This window comes from Stappia stellulata (assembly GCF_020176715.1).
Lineage (GTDB): Bacteria > Pseudomonadota > Alphaproteobacteria > Rhizobiales > Stappiaceae > Stappia.
Genome location: NZ_JAIVMF010000029.1, coordinates 1 through 21,012, shown reverse-complemented (window position 1 = coordinate 21,012; position 21,012 = coordinate 1). Strand labels below are relative to the sequence as shown.

Here is a 21,012-nt window from a genome sequence, read left to right as displayed (position 1 = left end):
AAGCTGCTCAAGCGTCACCATCTCGAGCGCTGTCTGATCCGGGCCGGGCTTCTTCAACATAAAAACAATGAATCAAAAACCCCCGGCCAAAGCCAGGGGTTTGTCAGCAGTCTGAGGCCCGCTCCGGTTCCGGAGCGGGCCTTTTTAGGCTGCGGCGTCGGGACGCTGGCGCGGGCGATGTCAGCCCGTCGCGACCGCGCGCTGGTTCTGGTTCTGCCCGCGCCGGCGGTCGCTGGCCGGCTGATAGGCAATGCGGCAATGATGCGCGCAATAGGGAACGCCGGGGTTGGAGGCGTGCCCGCAGAAATAGAAGTCGTCGCTGGTCGGATCGCCGATCGGCCATTTGCAGGTGCGCTCGGTCAGCGTCAGGATCGTGGCGCGCTTGGCGATCGGCACCAGTTCCGCGACCGGCTGGCTCTTCGGAGCAGGGGCGGCGGCGGGTGCGGCCTCGGCCTTCAGGGCGGTCGCTCCGATGCTCTGCGGCATCGGCGCCTGCGGCGCTTCGGCCTGCGTCTGGGTGTCCGAGGCAGCGGGCTTTGCGGTTTTCCGCGACTTCTGGGATGCCGAGGCCTGGGTCTTGGCACGCCCCGACAGGCCGAGGCGATGGACCTTGCCGATCACCGCGTTGCGCGTGACCCCGCCCAGTTCAGCCGCGATCTGGCTGGCGCTCAGTCCGTCGCCCCACAGCTTCTTCAACAGGTCGACACGTTCGCTTGTCCAGGACATGCGGCACACTCCGTCTTGGTTCGAGACCCGACATCTGGTTAATACCCGGTTAATGGCACGCCTGAGACGCACCCCGCTCATTGCCGGATTTTGAGGCTAAAGTGAGTCAAGCACACGAGATGTCGTATTTCTTAACTTGAAAACTACAATATGCCGCGTTTTCTACGCAAGGCTTGGTGCCGATTCACTTGGGGATAGCCCCGGTTTTCCCCAACAAACCCGCGGGCGACGGAGTTTCGCGATCCGGGCGGGCGTTCCGGCAGACGCCAAGCACGTTGACTTTTCGGCCCGGCGCGGGTGTATAACGGCGTGTCGTCGTGGTGCCGCCTCTCGTGGGCGGCACTCTGCTTTCGGGGGCCGCATTTGCCGGTCGCACCCTGCTAAGTGGCATCGTGGCGGCGGCGAACCCGGGTGTACGGCAGCCAGGCAGGCGTCGGCAACCCCAGCTGAAGGCAGAACGGACATGGTGGAGACCTCGCTCTATCAGACCTACAACCGCGCGGACCTGTCGTTCGTGCGCGGCGAAGGTGTGTGGCTGGAGACCGCCGATGGCCGACGCTTTCTCGATTGCGCCGCCGGGATCGCCGTCAATTCGCTCGGCCACAGCCATCCGGCGCTGGTCGACGCGCTGAAGACGCAGGCCGACAAGCTCTGGCACGTCTCCAACCTCTATGCGATCGACGGCCAGGAGGCCTTTGCGACAAAGCTGACCGAGGCGACCTTTGCCGATCGGGTGTTTTGCACCAACTCCGGGGCCGAAGCGCTGGAATGCGCGATCAAGACCGCGCGCCGGCATTTCTACGTCAACGGCCAGCCGGAGCGGGTGAACATCATCACCGTGGAAGGCGCCTTCCACGGCCGGACGCTGGCGACCATCGCCGCCGGCGGCCAGGCGAAGTACCTCGAGGGCTTCGGTCCCAAGGCGCCCGGTTTCATCCAGGTGCCCTTCGGCGATCATGACGCGCTGCGTGCCGCCGTCGACGAGCATACCGCCTCGATCCTGGTCGAGCCGATCCAGGGCGAGGGCGGCATTCGTCCGCTGCCGACCGAGTGCCTGCGCGGCCTGCGCGAGCTGTGCGACGAGGCCGGCATCCTGCTGATCTTCGACGAGGTGCAGACCGGCGTCGGGCGCACGGGCAAGCTGTTTGCGCATGAATGGGCCGGGATCACTCCGGATATCATGGCGATTGCCAAGGGCATCGGCGGCGGCTTTCCGCTCGGCGCCTGCCTGTCGACCGAGGCGGCCGCCGATGGCATGGTGGCCGGCACCCATGGCACGACCTATGGCGGTAACCCGCTCGCCATGGCCGTCGGCAATGCGGTGCTGGACGTCGTGCTGGCCGACGGCTTTCTCGACGGCGTGCAGCGCAAGGGCCTGCTCCTGAAGCAGAAGCTTGCCGGCGTGGTCGACCGCCATCCGGATGTGTTCGAGGAGATCCGCGGCAAGGGGCTGATGCTCGGGCTGAAGTGCCGGGCGCCCAATGTCGATGTCCTGCGGCACTTCCGCGATCACAATGTGCTGGCCGTCGGCGCGGGCGAGAACGTGCTGCGCATCATGCCGCCGCTGACGATCACCGAGGACGAACTGGAAGAGGCGGTCAGCCGGATCGATGCGGCCGCCGATGCCATGGACAGCGAATTGAAACGGGGAGCAGCCGAGTGATGACTGCGCAGCCACGCCATTTTCTCGACTTGACCGAAGTCGATGCGCAGGAGTTGCGCGTCATTCTCGACGGCAGCCGCCGCATCAAGGAGGCGCGCGGTCCCGTGCGCGTGAGCGGCGACGGGCCGCTGGCCGGACGCGTGCTGGCGATGATCTTCGAGCAGCCCTCGACGCGCACGCGCATCTCCTTCGATGTCGGCATGCGCGAACTGGGCGGCGAGACCCTGATGCTCACCGGAGCCGAGATGCAGCTCGGCCGCGGCGAGACCATCGCCGACACCGCCCGCGTGCTGTCGCGCTATGTCGATGCGATCATGATCCGCATGCTCGATCACGACGCAGTGCAGGAACTGGCGCAAAACGCCACCGTGCCGGTCATCAACGGGCTGACCAAGCGCACGCATCCCTGCCAGATCATGGCGGACGTGCTGACCTTTGAGGAAAAGAAGGGCAGGATTTCCGGCCGCTCTGTCGCCTGGACGGGCGACAGCAACAATGTGTTGGCCTCCTGGGTCCATGCGGCCGCGAAGTTCGACTTCGAGCTGCGCATCGCGACGCCGGGCGAGCTTGCGCCCCCGCATGAGCTTGTCGATGCCGCACGCGCGGCCGGCGCGGAGATCCGCGTGACCGACGATCCCTTCGAGGCGGTGAAGGGCGTGGACTGCGTCGTCACCGACTGCTGGGTGTCGATGGGCGACGATGATGGCGACCGCCACAATCTGCTGAAGCCCTATCAGGTCAACGAGCGGCTGATGGCCGAGGCCGATCCTGAAGCCCTCTTCATGCATTGCCTGCCGGCGCATCGCGGCGAGGAAGTGACCTCGGAGGTCATGGACGGTCCCCGCTCCGTGGTGTTCGACGAGGCGGAAAACCGCCTGCATGCGCAAAAGGGCATTCTGGCCTGGTGTTTCGGAGCCTTGCAGGACGCATGAGTGTTCAAGACGAACTGACCCGCCAGGGCCTCGAGCCGGCCGGGCGCGATGCCGTTCTTCCCTTCGCGGTCGAGCCGCTCGACACGCGCGGCCGCGCCGTGCTGCTCGGGCCAGTGCTCGACCAGATTCTGCAGCGCCACGCCTATCCAGAGCCGGTGTCCCGGCTTCTGGGCGAGGCGGCGACGCTGGTGACGCTGCTCGGCACGTCGCTCAAGTTCGATGGCCGCTTCACCCTGCAGACGACCTCCGACGGCCCGGTCTCCATGCTGGTCGTGGATTTCGACACGCCGGACGGGTTGCGTGCCTGCGCGCAATTCGACGCGGAGGCCGTGGCGGCCGCCCAGGCGCGCGGCGAGGCCGATCCGGCGTCGCTTCTGGGCAAGGGAACTCTGGCGATGACCATCGACCAGGGCGCGGCCATGAACCGCTATCAGGGCATTGTTGCGCTCGACGGCAAGTCGCTGGAAGAGGTGGCGCACCAGTATTTCGCCCAGTCCGAACAGATCCCCACGGTGGTGCGGCTTGCTGTCGGCGAAGTGTTCACCCGCGAGCCGGGCGCGGCGCCGCGCCGGTCGTGGATTGCCGGCGGCATATTGGCGCAGTTCCTGCCCGAGGCGCCTGAGCGCATGCGCAAGCCCGATCTCCATCCCGGCGATGCGCCGGAGGACGCGGAATTCCACGAAGTCGATGAAGACGACGCCTGGCGCGAGACCCGTGCGCTGATGGAAACCGTGCGCGACGACGAACTGAGCGATCCCGACATGACGGCGGAGCGGATGCTGTTCCGCCTGTTCCACGAGCGCGGCGTGCGCATCTTCGCGCCGCAGCCGATCGCGGACCGTTGCCGCTGTTCCGACACGCGCATCCGCGCCATGTTGAAGGGCTTTTCGCAGGAAGAGCGCGACGACATGACCGTCGACGGGCGCATCGAGGTCACCTGCCGCTTCTGCAACACCCACTATCACTACGACGCCGACGAGGTCTGAGGCGCGCGCCTCAGTTTTGCTTCGGCGTCTTTGCGGTGCCGGAGCCGACATCCGCGCTATCCGACCCGACGTTGGCGGTCCCGGACCCGACATTGGCAGTGCCGGATCCGACATTCGCCGGTTCGGACGCCACTGGCGGCGTTCCGCTTGCCGGCGGGTCCTCCGGCTCGGGGCTCGGATCGGGATAGAGTTCGGGGTCGGGACCGACCGGGTTCATCCAGCCCCGGCTGGTGTCGTCGCCGGCCTTGCCCGGCTTTTCCGTCCGGCCGGGTGTCGCATCCTCTGCGGAGCCTTTGCCTTTTCTCTCGGTCATCTGCCTGGTCTCCTTGGTGTGACTGGAGCACAATGATCTGGGCATGGTCCCGGAGCATGCGACTTGATATGGATCAAGTTGTTTCCCGTTCTGATTGAGAAATGTGCGTTTGGCTGCTTCGACGGGCGCATGGAGTGCTTGCGGGATTGCGCCGCGGCCCTTGTCACGGCCACATTTTGATACATTCTTCGGCTTGCGTCCGACCGGATTGGCTCCGATAGTCGCGCGGCCTTGCGGGTGGTGCGGTGCCCATGCAATCCGCTGGCCGGTTTTCGACCTATAACGTCATGTGACTGCGCAGATGGACGGGCGAGTGGACAAGAACGTCATGCTGAAATCGATCGAGGACGATGCCGACCGCAAGCGGTCGGATGTCGCGTTCCATACGCCGGACGCGGACCGGCCGCGGACGCGGCGTGCCATTCTTGTCGGCAAGCTCCTGCTTCAGACGCTTCTGGCCGGCGTCATCCTTTATGCGTCCTACGAGGGCATGCAGCGGCTGATCCTCACCAAGGCCGACGTACCGACGCGTCAGGTGCGCGAGGTCGTCTACACCGTGACGACCGCGCCGGTCGAGATCCGCGACCATGCGCCGACGCTCAATCTCTATGGCGAAATCCGCGCGGCGCGTACCGCCGACCTCAGGGCGCTGGTTGCCGGCGAGATCATCCGCGTCAATCCCGATCTGGAAGCCGGCGCGACGCTGGATGCCGGCGCGGAGCTTGTCGAGATCGACCCCTTCCAGTACCGCGGCGCGGTGACCGAGGCGCGGGCGAACTTGACCGAAGCGCGCGCCGGCCTTGTGGAGGCCCGGGGACGGGTCGCCACCGAGGAGGGCAACGTGGAACGCGCGCGGGAGCAACTGGCCTTCGCCGAGCGCGATCTGGACCGCGCCTCGCAGCTGCGCGAAAGCGGCGCCGTGACAGAGCGCACCGTCGACGAACGCAGCCTGATCGTCTCGCAGCGCAAGCAGGCCGTCGACCAGCGCCGCAATGCGCTCGCGGTTGAGCGGGCGCGCGTCGATCAGCAGGAGGCCGCGATCGAGCGGCTGGAATGGCGGTTGGCGCAGGCGGAGAAAAACCTCTCCGACACCGTGCTCAAGGCGCCGTTCGATGCGGTCGTGCGCGAGGAGAACGCCGCCGTCGGCCGGCTGGTCAACGTCAATGACGTGATTGCCGCGCTTTACGACCGCAATGCGCTCGAGGTGCGGCTCACCCTGTCCGACAATCAATACGGCCGCATTCTCGCCGGCGGCGGCAAGGTCATCGGCCGTCCGGTCGAGGTGCTGTGGTACATCGGCGGCGAGCCGGTGCGCTACGAGGGCGAGATCGTTCGCGTCGGGGCGGATGTGGCGCTGGCGCGCGGCGGGATCGATGCCTTTGCCAGCGTTCGCGTGACGCCGGACCAGCCGGCGCTGCGCCCCGGCGCCTTTGTCGAGGTACGCGTCGCCGACAGGACCTATGAAAACAGCGCCCGCATTCCCGAGGCAGCCCTTTACGGCACCGACCACGTCTATGTCATGGTGGACGGACGCACGGTGCGCCGGGACGTCCGCCCCGTCGCCTTCGACGGCACCCATCTGATCGTGGAGGGCGACCTTGCCTCCGGCGACACGCTGATCGTCACCCGTCTCGACGAGGCCGGCGAGGGCGTGCGCGTGGCGGAACCAAAGGCGCCGTCCGAACCCGAAGCGCAAACCCCGGCCGCGCCAGCCGCCTCGGGCGATGCTTCGCAAGGGACGCGCTGACCCATGCGCGCGCCCCAGTTCAAGCCCACGACGCTGATCGGGCACTTCCTGCGTCATCCCAATGCCGCCAATCTGGTGATGGCGCTGATGATCCTGTTCGGGGTCTTCGGCATCGCCAAGCTCAACACCGAGTTCTTTCCGCAGATCGTGGTGAACACGATCTCGGTCTCGGTGTCCTGGCCTGGTGCCAGCGCGGAGGACGTTGAAAAGAACATTCTGCAGGCGATCGAGCCGGAACTGCGCTTCATCGACAATGTCGACGAGATGCGCTCCTACGCCCGCGAGGGATCGGCGAGCGTCAGGCTGGAGTTCCTGGAAGGCGCCAACATGCAACGGGCGCTCTCCGACGTCGATCAGGCGATTGCCGGCGTCACCACCTTGCCCGAGGACAGCGAAACGCCGGTCGTGTCGCTGTCGAGCTGGTTCGACCGGGTGGCGCGGGTCGCGCTGCGCGGACCGTTTTCGGAGGACGCGCTCAAGAGCTACGCCCGCCAGATCCGCGACGACCTGATCGACCGGGGCGTCGACAAGGTGACCTTCTCCGGCTTCCGCGACACCGAATATGTGGTGCGGGTGCCGGAACGCGAGCTGCGCCGTCTCGACCTGACGGTTGCCGACATCTCCGACCGGGTCGCCGCCAACACGCGCGACCTGCCGTCGGGCGACCTCAAGGGCGGCGTGGAGCGCCAGGTGCGCGCCGTGGCCGACACGGATTCGCCCGAGGCGATCAGCCGGATCACGGTCAAGTCCTTCCCGACCGGCGAGAAGGTCCAGCTGCGCGACATCGCCGAGGTTTCCAAGCAGTTCGACGATGATCAGGTGCTCGGCTTCTCCGACGGCGTGCGCGCGGTCGAACTCACCGTGCAGCGCTCCGCCAAGGCCGATCAGCTCAAGGTCAACGCGATCCTCGACCAGTATCTGACCGAGGTCGCGCCGAAGCTGCCGAGCTCGCTGGAACTGGTCAAATACGAGGTGCGCGCCGACAGTCTCAACCAGCGCATCATGATCCTGATCGAGAACGGTCTGAGCGGTCTGCTGCTTGTGGTGATCGTGCTGTTTGCCTTCCTCAACGCCCGCATCGCGCTGTGGGTGGCGGCCGGCATTCCGGTGGCGATCCTGGCGACCGTCGGCATCATGTGGGTCAGTGGACAGACCATCAACATGATCTCGCTCTTCGCACTGATCATGACGCTCGGCATCATCGTCGACGATGCCATCGTCGTCGGCGAGCATACGGCCACCCGCACCGCTATGGGCGACAGCCCGTATCAGGCGGCGGAAGAGGGCGCCGGACGCATGCTCTGGCCGATCATCGCGGCCAGTTCGACGACGATCGCCGCCTTCCTGCCGATCATGCTGATCCAGGACACCATCGGCCAGATCATGGGCGCCCTGCCGCTCGTGGTGGTCGCCGTCGTGATCGCCAGCATCGTCGAGTGTTTCTTCGTGCTTCCGGGCCATCTTGCGCATTCGCTGTCGCGGGTGCCGTCGTGGAGCTGGTGGCGCGTGGTGATCCTGGCCGGCGCGCCGCCGCTCTTCGTCATCGCGCTGGCCGGACGCGAGGACCTCTCCGTCCCGCCCTGGCTCGACTGGATCGCCGATCCGGCGCGCGGCGGGCGCGAGGCGCTCGGCCAGTTCGCCTTCGATGCCGTGGTGCTGGTGTTGGCCTTTGCCGTTGCCGCCGCCTTCGAGTTCCTGTTTCTGGTGCTGCGCCGCATGCGCGGGCGGCAGACCTTCGATGAGCGTCCGGGCTGGTTTCGCCGCAATTTCGATGCCGGCTTCGGCTGGGTGCGCGACGTTCCGTTCCGCGGCTTCGTCACGCTCGCCTACCGCTGGCGCTATGTCACCATCTCGGTTGCCATCGCGACGCTGCTGCTCACCATCGGCATGGTGCGCGGCGACCGGGTCGGCTTCGTCTTCTTCCCTTCGCCGGAAGCGGAAAACATTCGTGCGTCGATCTCCTTCAACGCCGGGATTTCGCTTGAGGAATCCGAGGCCGGACTCCTGCGGATCGAGAACGCGCTGCGCGAGGCGGAACGCCGGCTGACGGCCGGAACCGACGAAAAGCTGATCGTCGCCTCCTATGCGACGCTCGGCCAGTCGGGCAACAACCGTGGCCGCAATGTCGCGAGCATCGATGTCCAGCTCACCGCGTCGGAGGCGCGCACCACGCGCACGCCTGAAATCGTGCGGGCGTGGCGCCAGGCGCTGCCCGACATTCCCGGCACCAAGCGTGTGGCGGTGTTCGAGCGGCGCGGCGGCCCTCCCGGACGGGATCTCGACATCCTGCTGCAGGGCGACAACCCGGCCCAGTTGAAAGCGGCCTCGCTGGAGGTGCAGGAGCTGTTGACGAGCTATCCGGGGGTCGACGGCGTGGCCGATGACCTGCCCTACGGCAAGCCGGAACTGGTGATCGAACTCAGCCCGCGCGGCAAGGCGCTCGGCTTCACCGTGGAAAACGCCGCCCGCCAGATCCGCAGCGCGCTCGAAGGCTCGATTCCCCGCCGCTTCGCGCAGGGCGAGGAAGAGGTCACCATCCGCGTGCTTCAGGATCTCACCGGGTCTGGGGGCGGGGCCTTGCGCAACCTGATGCTCAAGGCGCCGAGCGGCGAATTCGTTCCGCTCCTGGAGGTGGTCACGCTCGACGACCGGCAGGGCTTCTCCGTGATCCAGCGCCTCGACGGGCGCATCACGGTCGGCGTCTCGGCAGATGTCGACCGCGAGGTGACCTCGAACATCCAGATTGTCGAGGACCTGAGCGACGGGAAGATCCAGGCGATCACCGACCGCTTTGGCATCGACTACAAGTTCTCGGGCCGGGAGGAAGAGCGAAAAGGCGCCTTCGCCGATCTTCAGATCGGCACCGTCGCAGCTCTTGCGGCGATCTATCTGATCCTGGCCGCGATCTTCGCCAGCTATTTCACGCCGCTTGCGGTGATGTCGATCATTCCCTTCGGCGTGGTCGGGGCGGTGACCGGGCACTATCTGCTCGGCTTCGACCTGACGATCCTGAGCCTGATCGGATTGCTCGGTCTGTCGGGCATTCTGGTCAACAACTCCATCATTCTGGTGGCGCGCTTCGACGAGCGCCGCAAGGACGGGGAGACCATCGAGCAGGCCGCGATCGCCTCCGCCCAGGACCGTCTGCGCGCGGTGCTGCTCACCTCGCTCACCACCATCGGCGGGTTGCTGCCGCTCTTGTTCGAGAAAAGCCTTCAGGCGCAGTTCCTGATGCCGATGGCGATCACCATCGTCTTCGGCCTGTCGACGGCGACGGTGCTGGTGCTGGTGCTGGTGCCGGCCTTGATGGGTATCGGCGCGGACCTGTCGCGGCTGTTCCGCGTTTCCGGCGAGGACGATCCCTCTTCGGACGGCGAGCCGCCGCTGGTGCGCAACGTCCCGGCGGAATAGCCGCCGGAACCGGTCTGCGAGCTTGTCAGCCGAAGTTTGCGCGGGCGAACTCCGCGGTTGCCGTTGCCGCTTCGGCGAGATTGCCGTCCCAGGTCGCCGGCGATGCGCCGCGCGGAGCGAGATCGTGGTTGCCGTCTTCCATCCAGATCACGCGCACATGGGCGGGCAGCGCGACGGTCTCCAGGTCGGCCGTGTTGCCGAAGGCGTCGCGGGTTCCCTGTGCAATGAGCACCGGGCGCCGGGCGCTCTCCAGCGGTTCCAGCCGCCAGTCGTCGGGTTTCGCGGGCGGATGGAACGGATAGCCGAGGCAGACGACGCCCGTTACGCGCTTTGGAAGCGATGTGGCGCCGGAAAGCATGGCGGCGACGCGGCCGCCCATCGACTTGCCGCCGATCAGCACCGGTCCCTTGCGCTGGTCGAGCACGGCCTGAAGCGCGGTCTGGAATTCGCCGGTCAGCTTGTCGGCGCGCGGGGGCGGGCGCTTGCGGCCGTCGACCCGGCGTCTGGCCATATAGGCGAATTCGAAGCGCGCGACGGCGAGCCCGTGTGTCGCGGCATGTCCGGCGAAGCGGTGCATGAAGCCGGAATCCATCGCCGCACCGGCACCATGCGCCAGCAGGAGCACGGGCGTCTCCGGCGTATCGGCCTCGGGAAGGGTCCAGAGCAGGTCGGTCATATGTGGCCTTTGGTCGCGAAAACTTGACGAGAACGTTGCTCGCCTATGTCACGCGGGAGAGTATGGTTCAAGCGGGATCAGCGGCGCCGGGGACTTGTCCCAGTGTCCGCGCCGCGCAAACTTGGTCAATGAGGGTCAACCGTGGACGAAGCGACAATCAGGCTCCTGCTGTTTTTCGGGATTTTCGCGGCGATGGCGGCGTTCGAGCTTTTCCTGCCACGCCGCGAGCTGACGCTCGGGCGCGGCCGCAGGTGGCTGACCAACCTCGCGATCGTCGCCACCGATACGGCCGTTTTGCGCATCGTGTTTCCGATGGCGGCCGTCGGGATTGCGCTCTGGGCGAGCGAGGGCGGATACGGCCTCTTTGCCATGGCCGGCATGCCGGTCTGGATTGCCGCCGTGCTCGGCTTCGTGATCCTGGATTTCGCCGTCTGGGCGGAGCACTGGGCCTCGCACAAGATCCCGCTCTTGTGGCGCATTCACAAGATGCATCATGCGGACCGCGACATCGACGTGACCACCGCGCTTCGGTTTCACCCGCTCGAGATCCTGATCTCCATGGCGTGGAAGGCGGCGGTCGTGGTCGCCTTCGGCATTCCCGTCCTCGCGGTTCTGGTGTTCGAGGTCGTGCTCAACGGCGCGGCGATGTTCAATCATGCCAACGTGCGCCTTCCCGGCTGGCTCGACCGGGGACTGCGGCTTCTGGTCGTGACCCCGGACATGCACCGTGTGCATCATTCGGTCATCCGCAGCGAGACGGATTCCAACTACGGCTTTAACCTGTCGATCTGGGACCGGCTGTTTCGCACCTATGTCGACCAGCCGCGCGAGGGCCATACGGGGATGACCATCGGGCTTGCCGAATACCAGACGCCGGAGCCGGCCGGCTATCTCTGGAGCCTCGCTTTGCCGTTTCGCCGCCCCGCGGCGGATCGGGCGGTCGAGAGCACCGGGCAGGGGTCAGTAAAAGCTGACAGGGAAGTAGCGTAGATAGAGCTCGGAATAGGTGCCGTTCTGCTGCAAGCGGTAAAGCGCGTGATTGACCGCTTCCTGGCGGAAGGTGTCTTCCAGCCGGAACGCGATGGTCAGGCTGTGGTCGAAATAGCCGGGCTCCAGCCAGGGGCCGCCGGCGAAGGCGCAGCAGTCCGCCGAGGTCTCGCCGTTCAGCCAGAACGACAGCGACAGCCCGTCGCCGAAATGGACGTCGACCTCTTCCGTGCCGAGTGCTGCCCGCGCCTCGGTTTCGCTCGTGTAGGTCTTGATCTCCGCTTCGCCGAAATAGCGTTTCAGGAAGGCCTCGTGCACCGTTCCCCCGGTCACCGAGATGCGTTTGTCGGCGAGGCCTTCCGGCGTGACGTCGATCTCGGTTCCGGTCAACACCGCGAAACGCGCCGGCAGACGCAGGTAGGGGTCCGAGAACAGCAGCGTCTTCGCATTGGCCTCGGTGGTCGCGAGCCCGGCGATGATGGCGTCGCCTTCCTCGCGCACCAGCGCCGGCACCAGCGCGTCGAAGGACTTGATGCGTAGGGAGCACGCGCTGTCGAGTTCCTCGCACAGTGCCCGCGCCAGATCGATGTTGAAGCCGGTCAGCCGTCCCGTCCCGTCGCGGAAGGAAAACGGCGGAAAATCGTCGCTGGCCAGAAAGCGGATGGTTTCCGGAGTGGCGGTCGGCCGATCGCCCGCCCCGCGCGGATCCCAGAAATTGGGCACGGGAACGTCGCTCGCCGACGGCGGCTCCGATAGTTGTTGCGCGACCGCACGCGTGGGTCCCGAGCCAATCGCAAGGAATGCGCAGGCGACGGCTATCGCCATGCTTGCAATGAGGTTGTGCTTGCTGTCAAATGCAACTGGCATTTTTACCGTCAAAATTTGGTGGTCTGGCAACGGACACTCATCACTTTTGCTCAGGTGGCGCGGCGGATGTCGGGTGCCTGCTCCGGTCAATCGATTTGTGAAGCGCAAGGCATGTTCGAACCACCATTGCGTCCTCCCGGTTTCCGGTCGTTTGAGAGTTTGGCGTTTCCGGGCGTCCGGCGCCGGGCCGTGCAGGAGCCGACCGACCTGCCGCCAGTATCCTACGTGCGGGAGGCTCCGTCCAGCCGTTCGGCGGGCCGGCCCGTCCGTCGAAAGGGCGACGCTCCTGGACGCACGTCGGTTCTTGGGGCGGATATCTCCGTGCTGCGCAGCCGGGGATTGAGCGACGGCGTGTTGCGGGCGGTTTTCCGGGAAGCGCGGGTCATGGCGATCTCGCCGGTCCGGCTCCTGCTTGAACGGGGACTGGTGACGCAGGAGGCCTATTATTGCGCCTTTGCGGAGGCAACCGGTCTTGGCTTCCTGTCGGAGGGCAGTTTCGTTTCCCGCCACAATCCGCGGTTTCCGCCGCCGCCCGAGACGGGCGGGCCGCTTCCCGTCGGCCGCTCGGAAGCCGGCGAGATGCTGTTTGCGGTTGCGCCCGCGCCCGAGAGTTTCGCCGAATTCCAGGACTATCTGCGACGCTTTCCGGCCATGCGCGAGCGGATCCGCATCGCCAGTCCGCGCGCGCTGTCGCGGGCGATTGCCGCGGCCGATCCGGGGCGGCGCCTGTGCGTGGAGCGCGCACACGTCAGCGCCCGCCAGACGATGCTCATGGGGCAGGCCGCCGTCGTCTGTGCCATGCTTGCGGCATTCGCCGGCGGGCTGCTGCTGACGCCGGGCCAGGCGGTGGTCGGACTTTCGGTCATTGTCACGCTTCTGGGGATGATCCCCGGCGCGGCGCGGATGATGGCGGGTGCCGCCGGCTGCCGCAGCCGGTTGCCGGCACGGGCGCCGCCGGCCGGCCCGCCGCCCTTCTACAGCGTGCTGGTGCCGCTCTACCGGGAGGCCCGGGTGGCGCCCGTCCTGGTGGCGGCCCTCGATGCGCTGGACTATCCGCGCCAGCGGCTGGAGATCCTCTTCCTGCTTGAGGAAGATGACCATGAAACCCGCGCGGCCCTTCAGCCGCTGCTGATGGCGCATATGCGAACCGTGGTCTTGCCCGCAGGCGCACCGCGGACGAAACCCAGGGCCTTGTGCCATGGCCTCGCGGTTGCGCGAGGCGAACTGATTGCCGTCTATGACGGCGAGGACCGGCCGGAACCGGACCAGTTGCGTCTTGCCTCGGCGCGCTTTTGCGAGGTTTCGCCGCGGGTGGCGGGCCTGCAGGCGCATCTGGCGATCGACCACGGCAGCCACCGCATCTTCGCCCGCCAGTTTCGCCTCGAGTATGCCGGCCTGTTCGACTGCCTGCTGCCGTGGCTTTCGGCAAGAGGCTGGCCGTTTCCGCTTGGCGGCACGTCAAATCACTTCCGTCGCTCGGCACTTGAGGCCGTCGGCGGCTGGGATCCCTACAATGTGACGGAAGATGCCGATCTGTCCCTGCGCCTGAGCCGCGCCGGCTACGAGCTGCAGACCCTTGCCTCGACGACCTTCGAGGAGGCGCCGCTTAACTGGAGCGCCTGGCACAAGCAGCGGACGCGCTGGCTGAAGGGGTGGCTGCAGACCCTGCTGGTAACCCTGCGCGATCCTCTGGCGCTTGCCGGCGAATTGCGCCGGACAAAGACCGTCGTCCTGCTCGTGTATCTGGTCTCCATGGTCGTCACGCTTGCCGCGCATCCGATCTTCCTGGGGGTGCTTCTGGCCTATGGGTCGGGGATCTCGCCGGTCCCCTTCAATGCAAGCTGGCAGGCGAATGTGACCCTGTCGCTCGCCGGCACGAGCGTCGCGCTCGCCTATGGCAGCATGACTGTCCTCGCCTTCGCCGGCGCAAGGGCGCGGGGCCATTGGCCGCCCTTCGTCGACCTGCTGTTCATTCCCTTCTACTGGCTCGCCCAGAGCCTGGCCTTCTATGCCGCCGTTGTCGATCTCGTGCGCCGGCCGCATGCGTGGGCGAAGACCGAGCACGGCCTTGCCCGCCGTCCCCGGCGTCTTCCCGACGGAAAGAAACGCGCGCGCCGGCGATCGTGAACCCGGGTGGCACGCAAGCGCCGTTTCACCCGGCAGTCGCATGCTCTAACCTGAAAATCGGCCGGAGGAGCGATTCTCCGGAGCGATTGACCGACCTCTTGCAACGGAACTGTTTTTTGGCGTCCTTTTCCTTTGTCCATGCGGCCGACCTGCATCTCGGCAGCCCGTTTCGGGGCCTGAGCCTGAAGGATCCTGCGGTGGCCGACCGCTTCGCCGATGCCACGCGCAATGCCTTCACGGTGCTGGTGACGCGCACGCTGGAGCGCAAGGCGGACTTCCTGGTGATCGCCGGCGACATCTACGATGGCGAATGGCAGGACAATTCCGTCGGCCTGTTCTTCAACCGCGAGATCGCGCGCCTCGACCGCGCCGGCGTTCCGGTCTTCGTGCTGCGCGGCAATCATGACGCGGAGAGCGTCGTCACCAAGAGCATCTCCCTGCCGGACAATGTGCGCTCCTTCGGCACCCGCAAGCCGGAAAGCCATGCGCTTGAAGAGCTCGGCGTCGTCCTGCACGGCCAGAGTTTCGCCGACCGCCATGTGGCTGAAAATCTGGCGCGCGCCTATCCGCCGCCGGTTGCGGGCAAGGTCAACATCGGCGTTCTTCACACCTCGCTGACCGGGCGTCCGCCCCATGCCGACTATGCGCCCTGTTCGCTGGAGGATCTGACCGCCAAGGGCTACGATTACTGGGCTCTGGGCCATGTCCACCAGTATGAGGTGGTGAACCGCGATCCGCCGGTCGTCTTTCCCGGCAACCTGCAAGGCCGCAACAGCCGCGAGACCGGCGAAAAGGGCGCGGTGCTCGTCACCGTCGAGGACGGCAGGGTTTCAGGCCTTGAGCGGCTGATCGTCGACGAGGCGCGCTTCGAGCGTCTCGAGCTCGACATCGGCGCGTGCGAGGATCTCCCGGGTCTGCTCGCCACCGTGGAAGACGGGCTGGCGCCGCTGGCGCGGATGGCGCGGGGGCGTCCGGTCGCGCTGCGCCTGCGGCTGCATGGATACTCGGAGCTGCGCCCCTGGTTGCTGGCAAACCGCAGCCAGCTGGCAGACGAGGTTCAGGCCGCGCTTGACCGGGTCGGGCAGGACGTCTGGCTGGAGAAGCTGGAGCTCGACGTCGCCGATGCGCCCGGCCGGGCCCCGTCGCCGCTCGCCGACAGCAGCCTCGACATTGCCGCCCTCTTGGAGGCGGCGGCCCGCGATCCGGATCTCGGGGCGGCCGCGAGTGCCAATCTGGCCGAGCTGGGACGCAAGATCCCCAATGGCGCGCTCGATCCGGCGCGGCCCTTCGGCGAGGACCTCGACACGCTGATCCAGGAGGCGAAGGCCGTGCTCGCCGAGCGCATTTCGGGGCGGGGCCGCTGATGCGCTTTGAGCGGCTTCATTTCCTGCGCTACGGCAATCTGACCGATGTCACCTTCCGTTTTCGCGCCGATGCCCGGCTGCATCTCGTCTACGGACCGAACGAGGCGGGCAAGAGCTCCGCGCTCGCAGCCTTGTCCGACCTGCTGTTCGGCTTTTCAAACAAGCGCAAGACCGCGGATGGCGAGGATGTGAACCGCTACGATTTCCTGCATCCGGGCCCGAGCCTTCGCGTCGCCGCGACCCTGCGCAACCGGGCCGGCGAGACGATCGCCTTCCGTCGCAGGCGCGGCAACAAGAACACCCTGCTCGCCGACGAGGAGGCTGAGACGCCGCTGCGCGACGATGCGCTGGCGCCCTTTCTGGGCGGGCTGACGCAGGATGTCTTCGAGCGCAGTTTCGGCCTGAATTCGCAGCGCCTGCAGGACGGTGCGCGGGCGATGATCTCCGGAGAGGGAGGCGAGGACGGCCTGCTGCTTGCCGCCGCCTCCGGCCTTGGCGGCTTGCGCGACTTGCGCGCGACACTCGCCTCCGAAGCCGACAGGATCTTCACGCCGCGCGCGGCGAAGGAGCGTCTCTTCTATCAGGCGCTGGCGGCCTATGACGAGGCGCGGGTGGACGAACGCGACCATCGCCTGCGGGCCAGCGACTGGAAGGCGATCAACGAGGCGATTGCCGCCAGCGAGGCGGAGGTCGACGAAGCGCGCACGGCCTTGACCGAGCTTCGCAAGCGGCAGGCGCGGCTGCAGCAGCTCGACCAGTTCGACAAGCTCCTGGCCGAGGTGCGCGAACACGAGCGCACGCTTGGCGATTTCGCCGATCTCGACGCCGTGGCGACGGGGTTCGGTCGGTCGCTGCGGGACCGGCTTGACGCCCGGGACCGCGCGCGCACCGCGCATCGCGCCGCGACGGAGGCGCTGCAAGACGCGGAGCGCGCGCGGGACGGGATCGCCCCCGACCGGGCGCTCCTGGCGAAGGCCGAGGCGGTCACTGGGCTTTTCGCCCAGACGGGAGCCTATCGCGAGCGGCGCAAGGACATTCCCCGGGTGCAGGCCCAGGCGGATGAGCAGACACAGGATCTGGCCGCGCTCTTGCGCCGTCTCGGGCTCGGGGCCTTGCCGACCGACAGCGAGAGCCTCGGCGCCCGTCAGCCGAGCGACGCGACGCTGGCGACCGTCGGCGACGGCATCGAACGCGGACGGCTGCTGCTCGCGCGGCGCGATCAGCTTGCCCAGGACATTGCCGAGCAGCGGCGCGCTCTCGCGAAATTCTCCGGGACGCCCGGTCGGGAGACCTTGTCCGATCCCGCCCCGCTTGCCGCGCGCTTCGACGCGCTTGCGCCCGATATCCGGGCGCTCGAGACCCTGCCGGATCTGGAGGAGCGCCATCGTACCGCCGCGCGCCGGGCGCGGGAGGCGGGCGCAAGGCTGTCTCCCCCGGTTGCCGACGTTGCTGCGCTGGCGGATGTCGCGCTGCCGTCGGTTGAGACACTCAGCGAGCACCGGGCGCGGCTTGCGGCCTTGGAGGACGCGCTGCGCCGGCACGACGAGGGCGCTCGCCGACTGGCGGAGGAACTCGCACGGCTCGACGCGCAGATCGCAGAGACGGAGCGAGCCGGCGACGTGCCGACACCGGCTGCCATTGCCGAGGCGCGCGACTTGCGCGACGCGGCGCTGACGAGCCTGCTCGCGCAGGCGCCAGGCGCGAGCGACGAGGAACGGTCGGCGGCTGTCGAGCGGCACAGGACCCTCGTGCTGGAAGCCGACCGTCTGGCCGACCGCGCGGCCAGCGAGGCCGACCGCGTCTCGCGTCATGCCGATATGAGCCAGCGCCGGGCCGGGCTTGTGGCGGACAGGACGAGCGGCGCTGCCGAGCGTGAGCGGATGCTCGCCGACTATCGGGAGGCGAGGGCTTCCTATCTGGGCCTGTTTCGGGCTGCCGGCGTCGAGCCGCTGGCGCCCGGCGAGATGATCGTCTGGCGCCACGGCGTGGAGGCCGCGCGCGACGACCTCGAACGGGCCAATCTGCTCGCCGACGAAATCGCCGGGCTGCACGACAACGCCCGCAGCATCCGCGCTCCGTTGGAGGCGATTGCGCGGGAGCTGGAGATCGCCGATCCGGGGGCGATGCCGCTGGACGCACTGGTCCGGCTTGTCGAACAGGCGTTTGCCGCGCGCGAGAAAGCATGGGGCGAGGGGCGCATGCTGGCCGCCCGCCGTCAGGACGCGCAGGAACGGCTGACCGATCTGGAACGCCGGGCGGCGGAAAACCTCGATGCCCTGACCGCCTGGCGCGGGACATTCGATGCCGACCTTCAGGGCATCGGCCTGCCGCCCGGAACCGGCCTTGAGGCGGCTGCTGCTGCGGTTTCGCTCTGGCGCGAGCTGCCGGAAAGGCTGAAGGCGCGTGACGCCGATGCCCGGCGCGTGCACGGGATGCGGCGCGACAACGCCGGCTTCGATGCGGCACTCGCCGCGCTGGTCGAGGGGATCGCGCTGGACCTTGCCGATCACGCTCCCGATGCGGCGGCGGATGAGCTGCACAAGCGGCTGGAGGCGGCGCAGGCGAGCGAGACGCGTCGCGACAGCGCGGAAACGCAGGCGCGGGACGCGCGCGCTCGATCCACGGCCTGCGCCGAGGCGCTTGAGGCTGCGGACAGTGCGCTGGCGGAGCTGCTTTCGCATCTTCCCCAGACCTTGCGCGACGGCGATCTCGCGGCGCTGGCGATGCGCCTCGACCGGCGCGATGCCGAGCGGGAGGCGCTGGAGACGGCCCTTGGCCGCTTTGCCCATATGGCCCGGGGGGAAAGTCGCGCGGAGGTCGAGGCGGAGCTTGCGGGCTTCGACGCCGAGGCCACCTCCGTCGATCTCGACGTGCTGGAGCGGGAGGAGGCGGCCCAGACCGAGACGCTCAACGCGGCCTTCCATGCGCTTGAGGCAAAAAAGGCCGAGCGCGCGCGGCTGGAGCGCGGCGACGGCGTCGAGCGGGCGGCCTTCCGCAAGCTTGCGGCGGAAAACGAGATGATGACGCTCGGTCGCGAATGGATGGTGCTGAAACTGGCCGAGGGCCTGTTGTCGACGGCGATGGAGCATCATCGGGCGCAGACGAGCGATCCGGTGATGGCGCGCGCGGGCGCGATCCTGAAGCGTCTGACCGGCGGATCCTTCGCGACATTGGCGCAGGTCTTCGACGACGACGACCGCGCCCATCTGGTCGCCTGCCGTCCCGACGGCAGCCAGGTGCCGGTCACGGCAATGAGCGAAGGCTCGCGCGACCAGCTCTATCTGGCGCTGCGCCTGGCGTTTCTGGCCGACTATTCGGCAAGGGCGGAAGCCGCGCCCTTCATCGGCGACGACCTGTTCCAGACCTTCGACGACACGCGCACGGCGGCCGGGATCGACGCGCTCGCCGAGCTGTCGCAGACGGTGCAGCCGATCCTTTTCACCCACCACCTGAGTGTTGTCGACATCGCCCGCAAGACGCTGGGTGAGGACCTTGACCTTCTGGAGTTTTGAGTATGCCAATTTCCCTGTTTCGCCGCCGGACGTCTGTCGGGCGTTTGGTCGCCGTCGTGCTGGCGATGGCGGTGACGCCTGCCGTTCATGCCCAGTCGGCCGACGCGCAGGCCGGGCCGCAAGCCGGTGAGGCGCGCATTCAGGCGGCGATCGACGGGCTCGACGTGCTGGCGCGCCGCACGCTGGCCGAGTTCGGGCTTCCCGGTCTGGCCGTCGCGGTCGTGCACCAGGGCAAGACCGTGTTTGCCCAGGGCTATGGCCTGCGCGAGCTTGGCAAGCCGGGCAAGGTCGACGCCGACACGGTGTTCCAGATTGCCTCGCTGTCGAAGTCTGTGGCGGCAAGCGTCGTGGCGCAGCAGGTGGGCGAGGGCGTCGTGTCATGGGACACGCCGGTCGTCCGGCATCTTCCCTGGTTCACGCTGTCGGATCCCTGGGTCGGCAGCCATGTGACCATCGGCGATCTGTTCGCCCACCGCTCGGGGCTTCCCGACCATGCGGGCGACGATCTGGAAACCATCGGCTTTTCCCGGCGCGAGATCCTGGAGCGGCTGGCGCAACTGCCGCTGAACGCCTATCGCGACAGCTATGCCTATACCAACTTCGGACTGACGACGGCAGCCGAAGCCGTGGCGGTCGCAGCCGGCACCGACTGGGCGAGACTGTCGGAACAGGCGCTTTACGCGCCGCTCGGAATGACCCGGACCAGCTCGCGGTTTGAGGATTATCTGGCGCGCGACAACCGGGCGTTGGGCCATGCCTATGTCGATGGCGCCTTTCGCGACCTGCAGCGGCGCCGGCCCGACGCCCAGTCGCCGGCGGGCGGGGTCAGCAGCACCGCGCGCGACATGGCGCGCTGGATGGCCATGGTGCTGGCCAACGGCCGCCACGAGGGAAAGACCGTCATCAAGGACACTGCGCTCCTGCCCGCCCTGTCGCCGCAGGTTGTCTCCGGCCGGTCGGACACCGCCGACCGCCTGCCGTCCTTCTACGGCTTCGGGACCGGCGTCGGCGTCTCCGGTGACGGCAGCGTGATGCTCAGCCATTCGGGCATGTTCGTGCTCGGAACGGGAACCAACTACATGATGTCGCCGGCGCATGACCTCGGCATTGTCGTTCTCTCCAACGGATCCGGCGTCGGCGCGGTGGAAGCGGTCAGCGCCGAGTTCATGGATCTCGCGATCAACGGCGATGTCACCCGCGACTGGGCTGGCGGTTATCGCGGCCTGTTCGAGGCGCAGGCGCTGAACGCGCCGGCCGGAAGCACCGTCGGCAAGACGCCGCCGGCCAGCCCGGAGGCCTCCGCCCCGCTTTCGGACCTCGTCGGCCGATATGTAAGCGCCTATTTCGGCGAGGCGCAGGTCGATCTGGTGGAAGACGCCCTGGTGCTCACGCTCGGCCCCTCCGGCCAGACCTTCGACCTGACCCACTGGTCGGGCAACAGTTTCGTCTTTCCGGTGTTCAACGAGGAACGGCCCTACGGCTCGCGCTCGACCGTGACCTTCGATCTCTCCGGCGAGCCCGCCTCGATGCAGGTCGAATTCCTGAACGACACCGGCCTCGGCAGCTTCACCCGCGCGGTAGACTAGCTGTGAAGTCTCAGGAGGTTGTTCACCCGGTTCGGGGTTAGGCTGCAATCGCCAAACTCCAGCCGAGGATCCCGAAGGATGAACAACCCGCACCAAGGTGCCCGCCTTACCGTCT

General features: G+C 67.4%; 14 protein-coding genes. 10 read left to right on the top strand and 4 right to left on the bottom strand.

Features of this window, described 5'->3' with window-relative positions:
• Positions 1-180 precede the first annotated feature (180 nt).
• Positions 181-726: a GcrA family cell cycle regulator gene (locus tag LC092_RS19955; protein ID WP_224809377.1), complete on the bottom strand. Its 546-nt coding sequence runs from the start codon at positions 724-726 to the stop codon at positions 181-183.
• A 463-nt stretch (positions 727-1,189) separates the two neighbouring features.
• Here LC092_RS19955 and LC092_RS19950 point away from each other — a divergent pair, with 463 nt between their 5' ends.
• The 3 genes from LC092_RS19950 to LC092_RS19940 are packed head-to-tail and all read left to right on the top strand — an operon-like array spanning position 1,190 to position 4,307.
• Positions 1,190-2,389, top strand: coding sequence for an aspartate aminotransferase family protein (locus LC092_RS19950; protein WP_224809376.1), 1,200 nt, complete (start codon positions 1,190-1,192; stop codon positions 2,387-2,389).
• Entirely contained in the window at positions 2,389-3,321 is a 933-nt protein-coding gene (argF, locus tag LC092_RS19945) for an ornithine carbamoyltransferase (RefSeq protein ID WP_224809375.1), read from the top strand. The genes LC092_RS19950 and argF overlap by 1 nt, the downstream gene beginning before the upstream one ends.
• Entirely contained in the window at positions 3,318-4,307 is a 990-nt protein-coding gene (locus LC092_RS19940; protein ID WP_224809374.1) for an Hsp33 family molecular chaperone, read from the top strand. The genes argF and LC092_RS19940 overlap by 4 nt, the downstream gene beginning before the upstream one ends.
• Before the next feature lie 10 nt (positions 4,308-4,317).
• On the opposite strand, the gene LC092_RS19935 is transcribed toward LC092_RS19940, so the two are convergent.
• Positions 4,318-4,620 (bottom strand): hypothetical protein, encoded by a 303-nt coding sequence (locus LC092_RS19935; RefSeq protein WP_224809373.1) that lies wholly within the window; start codon positions 4,618-4,620, stop codon positions 4,318-4,320.
• A gap of 313 nt (positions 4,621-4,933) precedes the next feature.
• Between LC092_RS19935 and LC092_RS19930 the strand changes: the two genes are divergently transcribed.
• Positions 4,934-6,367, top strand: a complete 1,434-nt coding sequence (locus tag LC092_RS19930; protein ID WP_224809371.1) for an efflux RND transporter periplasmic adaptor subunit — start codon at positions 4,934-4,936, stop codon at positions 6,365-6,367.
• 3 nt (positions 6,368-6,370) lie between these two features.
• On the top strand, positions 6,371-9,778 hold the full coding sequence (locus tag LC092_RS19925; RefSeq protein WP_224809369.1) for an efflux RND transporter permease subunit: 3,408 nt from the start codon (positions 6,371-6,373) through the stop codon (positions 9,776-9,778).
• A gap of 25 nt (positions 9,779-9,803) precedes the next feature.
• Here the strand turns inward: LC092_RS19925 and LC092_RS19920 are convergent, their stop codons facing one another.
• A complete protein-coding gene (locus LC092_RS19920) occupies positions 9,804-10,454 on the bottom strand; it encodes an alpha/beta family hydrolase (protein ID WP_224809367.1) in 651 nt (216 codons plus the stop codon).
• Positions 10,455-10,646: 192 nt separating this feature from the next.
• On the opposite strand from LC092_RS19920, the gene LC092_RS19915 reads away from it, so the two are divergent.
• Positions 10,647-11,444 (top strand): sterol desaturase family protein, encoded by a 798-nt coding sequence (locus LC092_RS19915; protein ID WP_224809378.1) that lies wholly within the window; start codon positions 10,647-10,649, stop codon positions 11,442-11,444.
• On the opposite strand, the gene LC092_RS19910 is transcribed toward LC092_RS19915, so the two are convergent.
• Positions 11,415-12,308: a transporter substrate-binding domain-containing protein gene (locus LC092_RS19910; protein WP_224809365.1), complete on the bottom strand. Its 894-nt coding sequence runs from the start codon at positions 12,306-12,308 to the stop codon at positions 11,415-11,417. The genes LC092_RS19915 and LC092_RS19910 overlap by 30 nt on opposite strands.
• A gap of 321 nt (positions 12,309-12,629) precedes the next feature.
• Here LC092_RS19910 and LC092_RS19905 point away from each other — a divergent pair, with 321 nt between their 5' ends.
• The 4 genes from LC092_RS19905 (at position 12,630) to LC092_RS19890 (ending at position 20,897) form a co-directional block, all read left to right on the top strand.
• On the top strand, positions 12,630-14,435 hold the full coding sequence (locus LC092_RS19905; protein ID WP_224809363.1) for a glycosyltransferase family 2 protein: 1,806 nt from the start codon (positions 12,630-12,632) through the stop codon (positions 14,433-14,435).
• 116 nt (positions 14,436-14,551) lie between these two features.
• On the top strand, positions 14,552-15,799 hold the full coding sequence (locus tag LC092_RS19900; RefSeq protein WP_224809361.1) for a metallophosphoesterase family protein: 1,248 nt from the start codon (positions 14,552-14,554) through the stop codon (positions 15,797-15,799).
• Positions 15,799-19,311 (top strand): ATP-binding protein, encoded by a 3,513-nt coding sequence (locus tag LC092_RS19895; protein ID WP_224809359.1) that lies wholly within the window; start codon positions 15,799-15,801, stop codon positions 19,309-19,311. The genes LC092_RS19900 and LC092_RS19895 overlap by 1 nt, the downstream gene beginning before the upstream one ends.
• A 2-nt stretch (positions 19,312-19,313) precedes the next feature.
• Positions 19,314-20,897, top strand: a complete 1,584-nt coding sequence (locus LC092_RS19890) for a serine hydrolase (RefSeq protein WP_224809358.1) — start codon at positions 19,314-19,316, stop codon at positions 20,895-20,897.
• Positions 20,898-21,012 lie beyond the last annotated feature (115 nt).

What these genes read in the sequence shown, in the direction of transcription:
- LC092_RS19940 (WP_224809374.1), top strand. Translation starts at nt 3,318, where the DNA reads ATGAGTGTTCAAGACGAACTGACCCGCCAGGGCCTCGAGCCGGCCGGG.
- LC092_RS19955 (WP_224809377.1), bottom strand. Translation starts at nt 726, where the DNA reads ATGTCCTGGACAAGCGAACGTGTCGACCTGTTGAAGAAGCTGTGGGGC.
- LC092_RS19925 (WP_224809369.1), top strand. Translation starts at nt 6,371, where the DNA reads ATGCGCGCGCCCCAGTTCAAGCCCACGACGCTGATCGGGCACTTCCTG.
- LC092_RS19950 (WP_224809376.1), top strand. Translation starts at nt 1,190, where the DNA reads ATGGTGGAGACCTCGCTCTATCAGACCTACAACCGCGCGGACCTGTCG.
- LC092_RS19920 (WP_224809367.1), bottom strand. Translation starts at nt 10,454, where the DNA reads ATGACCGACCTGCTCTGGACCCTTCCCGAGGCCGATACGCCGGAGACG.
- LC092_RS19935 (WP_224809373.1), bottom strand. Translation starts at nt 4,620, where the DNA reads ATGACCGAGAGAAAAGGCAAAGGCTCCGCAGAGGATGCGACACCCGGC.
- LC092_RS19890 (WP_224809358.1), top strand. Translation starts at nt 19,314, where the DNA reads ATGCCAATTTCCCTGTTTCGCCGCCGGACGTCTGTCGGGCGTTTGGTC.
- argF (WP_224809375.1), top strand. Translation starts at nt 2,389, where the DNA reads ATGACTGCGCAGCCACGCCATTTTCTCGACTTGACCGAAGTCGATGCG.
- LC092_RS19910 (WP_224809365.1), bottom strand. Translation starts at nt 12,308, where the DNA reads ATGCCAGTTGCATTTGACAGCAAGCACAACCTCATTGCAAGCATGGCG.
- LC092_RS19895 (WP_224809359.1), top strand. Translation starts at nt 15,799, where the DNA reads ATGCGCTTTGAGCGGCTTCATTTCCTGCGCTACGGCAATCTGACCGAT.
- LC092_RS19915 (WP_224809378.1), top strand. Translation starts at nt 10,647, where the DNA reads ATGGCGGCGTTCGAGCTTTTCCTGCCACGCCGCGAGCTGACGCTCGGG.